Below are 9,563 nucleotides of genomic sequence, written 5' to 3' on the forward strand. Positions count from 1 at the left end.
CGTGAGCCTACAGCGCAAAATCGCTTGCGTCGCGGCCGATTCGGCGGCCGACTGCCTAGATCTCAGCACACCGACAACTTCACCACTCTGTCGTTGCCACGGTCGGCGACGTACACCTTCCCGGCGCTGTCCACGGCGACCGCTAGGGGGGTGTTGAGGCCGGTGAGCGGCAATACGGTTGGGGCGTTTGCGCCGGCCGCCAGCTTGAGAACATTGCTGGCGTCGTGTTCGGTGACGTAGACGTTGCCGGCGCCGTCTACCGTCACGCCCCAGGGCACGCTTAGCCCGGTGAACGGCAACACGGTCTGGTTGTTCGACCCGGCCTCCAGCTTGACCACCCGGTTGTTGTCGGTGTCGGCGACGTAGACGTTGCCGGCGCCGTCCACCGCCACGCCGTCGGGGTTGTTGAGCCCGGTGAACGGCAGCACGGTCTGGGTGTTCGACCCGGCCGCCAACTTCACCACCCTGTTGTTGCCCCGATCGGCGACGTACACGCTGCTCGTGGAATCCACCGCTATCCCCTCCGGGTAGTTGAGCCCGGCGAATGGCAGCACGGTCTGGGTGTTCGACCCGGCCGCCAACGTGACGACGCGGTTGTTGAAGTCGGTGACATACACCGCGCCGGCGGGGTCCAGCGCGACGCTCTGCGGCTGATACAGGCCGGTGAACGGCAGCACCGTCGGGGTGCTCGTCCCGGGAGCCAATTTCACCACCCGACCAAACATCGCCTCACTGGCTACGTACACGGCACCGGTGGAGTCCAGTGCCACGCCGCCCGGGGAGAGGCGGAAGTCGAGGCCGTTGAACGGCAGCACGGTCTGTCCGCACGCTGGCGTCGATGAGGGGTGCGGCCACACCAGGTACCCCACCATGGCGACCAGAAGCACCACCGCCGCGGCGATGAGGATCCACAGCTTGCGTCTGCTGCGGCGCTCGGGTGAGCTGGGCCGGAAATCAGGTTGCTGTCCCTGCGGCTGGCTGAATACCGCTGGGCCAGCAAGCCTTCCGGCGGGCGGGACGCCGGGGGGCGGGGGCAAATGCTGGGCGCCGGTACCGGATGGCACCGGACGAGCCATCGTCTCGCCGGCGTTCTCACCTTGCTGCAAAATCGCGGCAGCCTGATGCTGGTCGGGCGCGGTCAGCGCATCCAGGGCGGCATTGGCCAACTCGCCGGCACTGCGGTAACGCTCCTCGGGTTTTTTGGCCATCCCCTTGGCGATTACCTGGTCGAGGGAAGCCGGAACACTTCCCGGTCGCAACTGGCTAGGCCGCGGGGGCGGCTCGGTGATATGCGCTGCGATCGCCCGTTCGATGCTGTCGGACCGATACGGCGGCGACCCGGTCAAGCATTCGCACAACACACAGGCCAACGCATAAATATCGGCCCGGTAAGTCACCTCAGTTGCGCCAAACCGCTCGGGAGCCATGTACTTGTAGGTTCCCATCGCCATCCCGGTCTGCGTCAGCCCCTGGTCGCTGGCGGCTCGCGCGATGCCGAAATCCACCAAATACGCGAAATCATCGCCGGTGATCAAGATGTTCTCGGGCTTCACATCACGATGCGTAACCCCGCTCGCATGCGCGGCATCCAACGCCGCGGCCACCTGACGCACGATCGCGACCGCCCTCGGCGGACTTAACGGCCCACCCCGTTTGAGCATGGTGGCCAAGTCGGTGCCCTCAATCAACCGCATATCCAAATACAACTGCCCGTTGATCTCGCCGTAATCATGAATCGGCACCACATGCGGCTCGGTCAACCGCCCCGCCGAATCAGCCTCACGCTGCATCCGGGTCCGAAACATCGGATCGTCGGAATACTGCGGCGAGATCAACTTCAACGCCACCACCCGGCGCTTACGGGTGTCCTCGGCCACATAGACCTCACCCATGCCGCCGCGGCCCAGCAGCCGTATCAGGCGATAGGGCCCAAACCACGATTCCGCGCGCGAACCCGACCCACCCTCTGTCACCGTCGAGTTCCCTTCATCTAGGAGATGTCATTCACTGCCGCAGCGAGTTTGGATTGGAGCGAGCTCGGCAGTGGAATGGATCCATACTGGTCTAGACCGTCTTGGCCCGGACCGACGGCGGCCTGCATAAATGCCTTTACCGCCGCGCCGGTCGCGGCGTCCGGATACTTCGAGCAGACGATCTCGTAAGTCGCTTCCACGATCGGATATGCACCGGTTTGCGTCGGCTTGTAGAACGATGACGTGTCCACGACCAAGTCGTTGCCCTGCCCCGTGATCTTTGCCCCGGCAATCGTCTTTTCAACTGAGTCTTTGGTGATCGACACCGGGTCGGGGCCCGCGGACGTGATGATCTGGGCCATGTTCAACTGCTTGCCCACCGCGAAGGACCACTCGTTGTAGGTGATCGCGCCGTCGGTGTTCTGCACCGCCGCCGAAGTGCCGTTGTCCCCGGCGGCGCCGTCGCCGACGCCCCCTTGGAACGTCTGGCTGCTGCCTTTACCCCACGCACCGTTGGATGCGGAATCGAGGTATTTCTGGAAGTTGGTTGAGTTAGCGGATTGATCGCTGCGGAAGAAGACGTGAATGGGCGTGGAGGGCAGGTTGGTGCCCGCGTTGAGCGCCGCTATCGCCGGGTCGTTCCACGTGGTGATGCCGCCGTTGAATATTTTCGCGGCAGTCGGCGCGTCCAGATTCAGCGAACTCACCCCGTTGACGTTGTAGGTGATCGCGATCGGTCCGAACACCGTCGGCAGGTCCCACGCCGGCGAACCGCACCGCTGCGTCGCCCGTTCGGGCTGGCCCTTCGATGGGTTCAACGGATCGCCGGAGCCCGCCAGGTCGGTTTCGTTGCTGACGAAATCCTTCACCCCGGCGCCGGAGCCGTTTGCGTTGTAGTCCAGCGTGTAGCCCGGGCACGCACGGATGTAGGCGTAGACGAATTGCTCCATCGCGTTCTCTTGTGCGGTCGCGCCGCTGGCCTTGAGCTTCTTCTTGCCGCCGCATTGCACTGACCCGGTAGCGGATCCCGATGACGATGACGAGGTGTTCGTGCTGCCACCGCACGCTGATAACACCAGCGCGCTGACGGCCAGTAGGGCCAGCGCAACGGCAGATCGGTTGGACTTCACGGACCTCCTCTCAAGGGCCGGGGTGACCAACATTCTCATGTCGCGACTGGTGAACCCACCGTGAATATACAAAGGCTTGGAAAGGAACGGAGCGTTAATAGCGTTTGGCTCCGAGTACGGCGTCAGGAAGTAGCATCAGGTGTTAATGGACCTTCAACAGCTCGACGCCGAAACCGGTGCCGATGATGCTGATGTCGCGGCTCCGGCCATCCGTGCCGTGAACCTTACCCTGGGATTCGGTGCCACAACGGTGCTCGACGACGTAAGCCTTGACTTTCCCGTTCGCTCCATCACCTCGTTGCTGGGACCAACCGGGTCCGGTAAGACGACCTTCCTGCGCACCCTGAATCGGATGAACGACAAGGTGTCCGGATACCGCTACAGCGGTGATGTCCTATTGGGCGGACGCAGCATCTTCAAAAGCCAAGACCTGATGGAATTTCGCCGCAGGGTCGGCATGCTGTTCCAGCGCCCCAATCCATTCCCGATGTCGATCTTGGACAACGTCGTTGCGGGTCTACGCGCACATAAACTTGTGTCCCGCAAGGACTTTAAGAGTGTCGCGCAGGCTCGCCTAGCGGAGGTCGGACTTTGGGATGCGGTTAAGGATCGGCTCGGTGATTCACCATTCCGGCTCTCTGGTGGTCAACAGCAATTGTTGTGCCTGGCCCGCGCGCTCGCGGTGAACCCGGAGGTCCTGCTGCTTGACGAGCCCACCTCGTCGTTGGACCCGTCCACGACCGAGAAAATCGAAGTACTCATTCGATCATTGGCCAACCGGCTCACCGTGGTCATGGTGACGCACGATCTTGCCCAGGCCGCCCGGATCGGCGACCGGACCGCCTTGTTCTTTGACGGCAGATTGCTGGAGGACGGGCCCACCGAACAGCTGTTTTTATCGCCGAAGCATGCCGAGACCGTCCGCTACGTCTCTGGACTGTTCGGCGACCGCCATCTTTTGGGTGTGGTCGTTGGGGCCACAGACGCCAATGAGGGAAAGAAAGGTGAGTGAGGCCGTGAAGATCTCTCTGCGAACCCTGCTGGTTGCGGTGCCATTAGTCCTGGTCGCCGCGGCTTGCGGTTCGAATTCGACCGGCGGCTCGTCCCACCCTGGGGCTAGCACCGGCAGTATCGCGACGACCCCCGCGACCTCGAAGGTCGCGTTGTCGGAGACCGGTGCCACCGAGCTGTACCCGCTGATGAATGCGTGGGTTCCGGCTTACCAGGCGAAATACCCGAACGTCACGATCACGACCGCGGCCACCGGGTCGGGCGCGGGGATCTCCCAGGCAATTGCCAGGGCGGTCGACATCGGCGCCTCCGGCGCCTACCTGTCGGAGGGTCAGATTTCCGCCCACAAGGGGCTGATGAACATCGCCTTGGCCATCGCCGCCGAGGAGGTCCACTACAACGTGCCGGGTGTCAGCGAGCATCTCAAGCTGAACGGCAAAGTGCTGGCGGCCATGTACGAAGGCACGATCAAAACCTGGAATGACCCGCAGATCGCCGCGCTCAACCCCGGCGTGAACTTGCCGGACATCCCGGTGGTTCCGCTACACCGTTCCGACGGCGCCGGCGATACCTTTGTGTTCACCCAGTACTTGTCGAAGCAAGACCCCGACGGCTGGGGCAAGTCGCCCGGTTTTGGAACCACCGTCGACTTCCCCGCGGTGCCGGGCGCGCTCGGTGAGAACGGCGCCGGTGGCATGGTAACCGGCTGCGCACAGACTCCCGGCTGCGTGGCCTACATCGGCATCAGCTATCTGGACCAGGCCAGCCAAAAGGGGCTTGGCGTAGCCGAACTCGGCAATGCCTCCGGCAAGTATCTGCTGCCGGATGCCCAGAGCATTCAGGCTGAGGCCACCGGGTTCGCTTCACAAACCCCGGCAAACCAAGTGGTCTCACTGATCAATGGACCCGCCGCCAACGGGTACCCGATCGTCAACTACGAGTACGCCGTTGTCTACGGCAGCCAAAAGGATGCCGCTACCGCACAGACGCTGCAGGCGTTTCTGCACTGGGTGCTGACCGAGGGGAACGGCCCCTCGTTCCTGGACAAGGTTCACTTCCAACCACTGCCGGCGTCGGTGGAGAAGCAATCCGAGGCCCAAATCGCCAACATCACAAGCTAACTCGTCGCGGTTATGCTTGCCGTCCGACAGCGGGTGCCGGCCGACCCGCTAGTGCTATCGCGCATGCTTGGCCGCATCCGTGCCGTGAGCCGCGGCGACCTTGCCGTGCGGTGGATTGGCGGGATGAGTGCGGTGATCCCGCTGCTCGCGCTGCTGTTCGTGCTGGGTACGCTGGTCATCGAGGCGGTTGGCGCGATCAGGATTAACGGGCTGCACTTCTTCACCGCCGTCGAATGGAACCCCGGAAATCTCTACGGCAACACCGAAGTCAGCCACGGTGTCCCACATCCGATTGGCGCGTACTACGGCGCATTGCCGATGATCGTCGGCACATTGGCGAGCTCGGCGATCGCATTGGTCATCGCCGTACCGGTGTCTGTGGGGGCAGCGTTGGCGATTGTGGAACGGCTACCCAAGCGCGCCGCCTCGGCTGTCGGCATGGTGCTCGAATTGCTCGCCGGCATTCCCAGTGTCGTCGTCGGCCTCTGGGGGGCAATGACTTTCGGGCCGTACATTGCGCACCACGTCGCTCCTGTGATCGCGCGTAATGCGCCGAATGTCCCGGTGCTCAATTATTTCCGTGGCGACACCGGAAACGGCGAAGGTCTGTTGGTGTCCGGTCTGGTGCTGGCGGTGATGATCATTCCGATCATCGCCAGCACCTGCCGCGATCTGATCCGGCAAGTGCCGCCGCTGCCCCGCGAAGGTGCGATCGCGCTGGGCATGTCCGACTGGGAGTGTGCGCGCAGAGTCACCCTGCCGTGGGTATCCAGCGGCATTGTCGGCGCCGTCGTGCTGGGACTGGGACGCGCGCTGGGCGAGACGATGGCCGTTGCCATGGTCTCCGGTGCGGAGTTGGGTGCAATGCCAGGCAATATCTATTCGGCTATGACGACCATCGCCGCAACCGTTGTGTCGCAGTTGGATTCAGCATTGACCGATTCCACCAACTTCGCAGTCAAGACCCTTGCCGAGGCAAGTCTTGTGCTGATGGTGATCACGTTGCTGACGAATATGTTGGCCCGTGCGCTGGTGCGCCGCGCGTCGGGTACCGCGCTACCAGTCGGACGAGGTATCTGAGATGTGGTCGGCAACCTCTCGGCGCAAAACCGCAAACGCGCTGTGGTGGACGGCATGTTTCTGTTGTCTGGCAATGGTCATTGCACCGACGTTATGGATGCTGATCGGGGTCGTCGGCCGGGCATTGCCGGTGTTCCACTGGAGCGTGCTGGTCGAGGACTCTCACGGTGGCGGTGGCGGTCTTCGCAACGCCATTGTCGGTACCCTGGTCCTCGGCCTGGGGGTCATGCTGGTGGGGGGGACCATCAGTGTACTGGCCGGACTCTACCTGTCCGAATTCGCTACCGGCAGAACGCGTTCGGTTCTGCGCGGTGCCTACGAGGTGCTGTCCGGCATCCCATCAATCGTGCTCGGATACGTCGGCTACCTGGCGCTGGTGGTGTACTTCGACTGGGGGTTCTCGCTGGCGGCCGGGGTCTTGACGCTGTCGGTTTTGAGCATCCCGTACATTGCCAAGGCCACCGAGTCGGCGCTCGGTCAAGTGCCGACGGCATACCGGGAAGCGGCAACGGCGCTGGGGCTGCCGGTCGTTTGGACGCTGCGCAAGATCGTGCTGAAGTCGGCGCTACCCGGAATCGTCACCGGCATGCTGGTGGCGCTCGCCCTGGCGATCGGTGAGACGGCCCCGATGCTGTATACCGCCGGCTGGTCGGATTCCCTTCCGAGCGGCAAACTTACCGACTCACCGGTCGGTTACCTGACGTATCCGGTCTGGACGTTCTACAACCTGCCATCGAAATCAGCACTGGACTTGTCGTATGACGCGGCCTTCTTGCTGATCGTGTTCTTGCTGCTGCTGATCATCCTGGGGCGGCTGATCACCTGGTTCGCGCGGCGGCATTCAGAATCGGCGTGAGATTTGGCGGCGGGGCTCAACGCGTGGGCGGAGTAGGCCACGGGCTGTAGTCGGCGATCAACTCCTCCTGGGGCGGCCGTTGGTCGTCGGGCACGTGCTGCAGGTTGATCCGAATCCGGTACCAGATCGAACTCGGTCCACGCATGCCGTCGACCAGCACATCGGCCGGCTGCAGGCGATCCGCCGCGGCGGGGTAGCGCTCCCGCCAGGTGTCCAGGGCAGCCATCGCCTCGTCTTTGGTTTTGGTGCGGGCGATCTCGATGAGCGGCATCACCGACTGGCGGCGGCCGGTGCCCGCGCCGCGGCGCGCCCCTTTCGGCGCCTTCTCTGCGGGCCCGAGTTCCTCGGCCAACGCGAGCAGTCGCTCGAGTCCGGCGGCGGTGTCGTTCATCCCGGCCCACGGGTCCCCGATGTCGGCGAACCGCTCCGGCACGGTCGCCAAGGTAAAGCTGGCCGGGTCGCAGCCGGCGACCTCATCCCAATGCAGCGGCGTCGACACCCGCGCATCCGGCGTGGCACGCACCGAATACGCCGATGCGACCGTGCGGTCTTTGGCGTTCTGGTTGAAGTCGACGAACACACCCTCGCGTTCCTCTTTCCACCAACGGCTGGTCGCCAGCTGGGGGGCGCGTCGCTCCACTTCCCGAGCCACTGTTTGGGCAGCGAGCCGCACCTGCCGAAAAGACCAGCCCGGCACGATGCGTGCGTAGATGTGGAAACCACGCGAACCGGACGTCTTCGGCCACGCGGTCAGCCCGTGGTCCTCCAGCACCTCGCGGGCCACCAGCGCGGTGTCGAGGATTTGCTGCCAGCCGACACCCGGCATCGGGTCCAGGTCGACTCGCAGCTCATCGGGATGGTCGAGATCGTCGGCGAGCACCGGATGCGGGTTGAGGTCGACGCAGCCCAGATTGATCGCCCACACCAAACCAGCGGCGTCGTGCAGCACGGCTTCGGCGGCCGAGGTGCCGGACGCATAGCGCAGCTCGGCGACGTCCACCCCGTCCGGCCGCTTGGCAGGCGCGCGCTTCTGGAAGATCGCCTCCTGCTCGATGCCCTTGACGAAACGCTTCAGGATCATCGGACGTCCGGCCACGCCTCGCAAGGCACCGTCGGCGACGGCCAGGTAGTAGCGGATCAGATCCAGTTTGGTGTGGCGGGGATCGGGGAATATCACCCGGTCTGGATGGGTGACCTCGACCTGGCGCCCGTCCACGTCGAGTGCGACGGGAGGCGCCATGTTGTTCATCGTAATTTCCCCGAAAAACCGAGACGCGCGTCACATAGGGTGACGTTATGCCTAATCTCTTCGATATCCCGGGGCAAGCAGCGGCCAAGGTTCAGCAGTATGCCGAGCGTGGGGTGGCTGAACTGCATTACCTCCGCAAGATTATCGAGTCGGGAGCATTCCGCCTGGAGCCGCCGCTGAACTATGCCGCGATGGCGGCCGAAATTCGCAAATGGGGCGAAATCGGCATGCTGCCCGCGTTTAACGCGCGGCGCACACCCAACCGCGAGGCGATCATCGACGATGAGGGCTCGCTGACGTACCAGGAACTCGACGAGGCGGCCAACGCGGTGGCCCACGGCCTGCTGGCCAAGGGTGTGCGCGGCGGCGACGGGGTAGCGATCCTGGCGCGCAACCACCGCTGGTTTGCCATTGCGGAATTCGGCTGCGCGCGAGTCGGGGCCCGCATCATCCTCCTCAACAGCTCGTTCTCCGGCCCGCAAATCAAAGAGGTTTCCGAGCGCGAGGGCGCCAAGTTGATCATTTACGACGACGAGTACACCAAGGACGTCAGCAAAGCCGACCCGCCGCTGGGCAAGTTGCGCGCCCTAGGCTTTACGCCGGACGGCGACGACTCAGGCAGCGACGACGAGACATTGGCCGACCTGGTCGCCGCCAACAGCAAGTCGCCCGCTCCCAAGGCCAGCAAGCACTCGTCGATCATCATCCTGACCAGCGGCACCACCGGCACGCCCAAGGGTGCAAACCGCAGTACTCCGCCGTCGTTGGCGCCGATCGGCGGCATCTTGTCGCACGTGCCGTTCAAGGCCAACGAGGTGACGTCGCTGCCGGCGCCGATGTTCCACGCCCTTGGTTTTCTGCACGCCACCATCGGGATGTTCTTGGGCTCGACGTTGGTGCTACACAACAAGTTCAAGCCGCCGCAGGTGCTGGAAGACATCGAGAAGCACAAGGTGACGGCGGTCGTGGTGGTGCCGGTGATGTTGTCGCGGATGCTCGATGCGCTGGAAAAGATGGACAAGAAGCCCGATCTGTCGAGCCTGCGGATCATCTTCGTTTCCGGTTCGGCGCTGGGCGCCGACGTGGCCGAGCGGACGTTGAAGGACTTCGGTCCCGTCATCTACAACATGTACGGCTCAACGG

The 9,563-nt window shown here is 63.8% G+C and carries 8 protein-coding genes; 5 read left to right on the forward strand and 3 right to left on the reverse strand.

Annotated elements, in window-relative coordinates:
- Positions 1 to 62 precede the first annotated feature (62 nt).
- Together WB785_RS14280 and pstS (WB785_RS14285) are read right to left on the reverse strand one after the other, a co-directional pair.
- A complete protein-coding gene (locus WB785_RS14280) occupies positions 63 to 1,973 on the reverse strand; it encodes a serine/threonine-protein kinase PknD (RefSeq protein WP_424079989.1) in 1,911 nt (636 codons plus the stop codon).
- 17 nt (positions 1,974 to 1,990) lie between these two features.
- Positions 1,991 to 3,103: a phosphate ABC transporter substrate-binding protein PstS gene (pstS, locus tag WB785_RS14285; protein ID WP_424079990.1), complete on the reverse strand. Its 1,113-nt coding sequence runs from the start codon at positions 3,101 to 3,103 to the stop codon at positions 1,991 to 1,993.
- A 145-nt stretch (positions 3,104 to 3,248) separates the two neighbouring features.
- Between pstS (WB785_RS14285) and WB785_RS14290 the strand changes: the two genes are divergently transcribed.
- The 4 genes from WB785_RS14290 to pstA all read left to right on the forward strand — a co-directional run bounded on the left by WB785_RS14290 (position 3,249) and on the right by pstA (position 7,171).
- Positions 3,249 to 4,115 carry an ATP-binding cassette domain-containing protein gene (locus WB785_RS14290; protein ID WP_424079991.1) on the forward strand — a complete coding sequence of 289 codons (867 nt, stop codon included), beginning with the start codon at positions 3,249 to 3,251 and terminating at the stop codon, positions 4,113 to 4,115.
- Positions 4,116 to 4,119: 4 nt separating this feature from the next.
- Positions 4,120 to 5,235 (forward strand): phosphate ABC transporter substrate-binding protein PstS, encoded by a 1,116-nt coding sequence (pstS, locus tag WB785_RS14295; protein WP_424079995.1) that lies wholly within the window; start codon positions 4,120 to 4,122, stop codon positions 5,233 to 5,235.
- Positions 5,236 to 5,298: 63 nt separating this feature from the next.
- The gene (pstC, locus tag WB785_RS14300) at positions 5,299 to 6,315 is read left to right on the forward strand and encodes a phosphate ABC transporter permease subunit PstC (protein ID WP_424079996.1); all 1,017 of its coding nucleotides are present in this window, start codon (positions 5,299 to 5,301) and stop codon (positions 6,313 to 6,315) included.
- Position 6,316: 1 nt separating this feature from the next.
- Entirely contained in the window at positions 6,317 to 7,171 is an 855-nt protein-coding gene (gene pstA / locus WB785_RS14305; RefSeq protein ID WP_424079992.1) for a phosphate ABC transporter permease PstA, read from the forward strand.
- 16 nt (positions 7,172 to 7,187) lie between these two features.
- Here pstA and WB785_RS14310 read toward each other — a convergent pair whose 3' ends face one another.
- A complete protein-coding gene (locus WB785_RS14310; RefSeq protein ID WP_424079993.1) occupies positions 7,188 to 8,420 on the reverse strand; it encodes a DNA polymerase domain-containing protein in 1,233 nt (410 codons plus the stop codon).
- A gap of 47 nt (positions 8,421 to 8,467) precedes the next feature.
- On the opposite strand from WB785_RS14310, the gene WB785_RS14315 reads away from it, so the two are divergent.
- Positions 8,468 to 9,563: AMP-binding protein (locus tag WB785_RS14315; protein ID WP_424079994.1), on the forward strand; the 1,096-nt coding region annotated here is incomplete at its 3' end.

The sequence above is a fragment of the Mycobacterium sp. genome (genome assembly GCF_049585075.1).
Taxonomy (GTDB): Bacteria; Actinomycetota; Actinomycetes; order Mycobacteriales; family Mycobacteriaceae; genus Mycobacterium.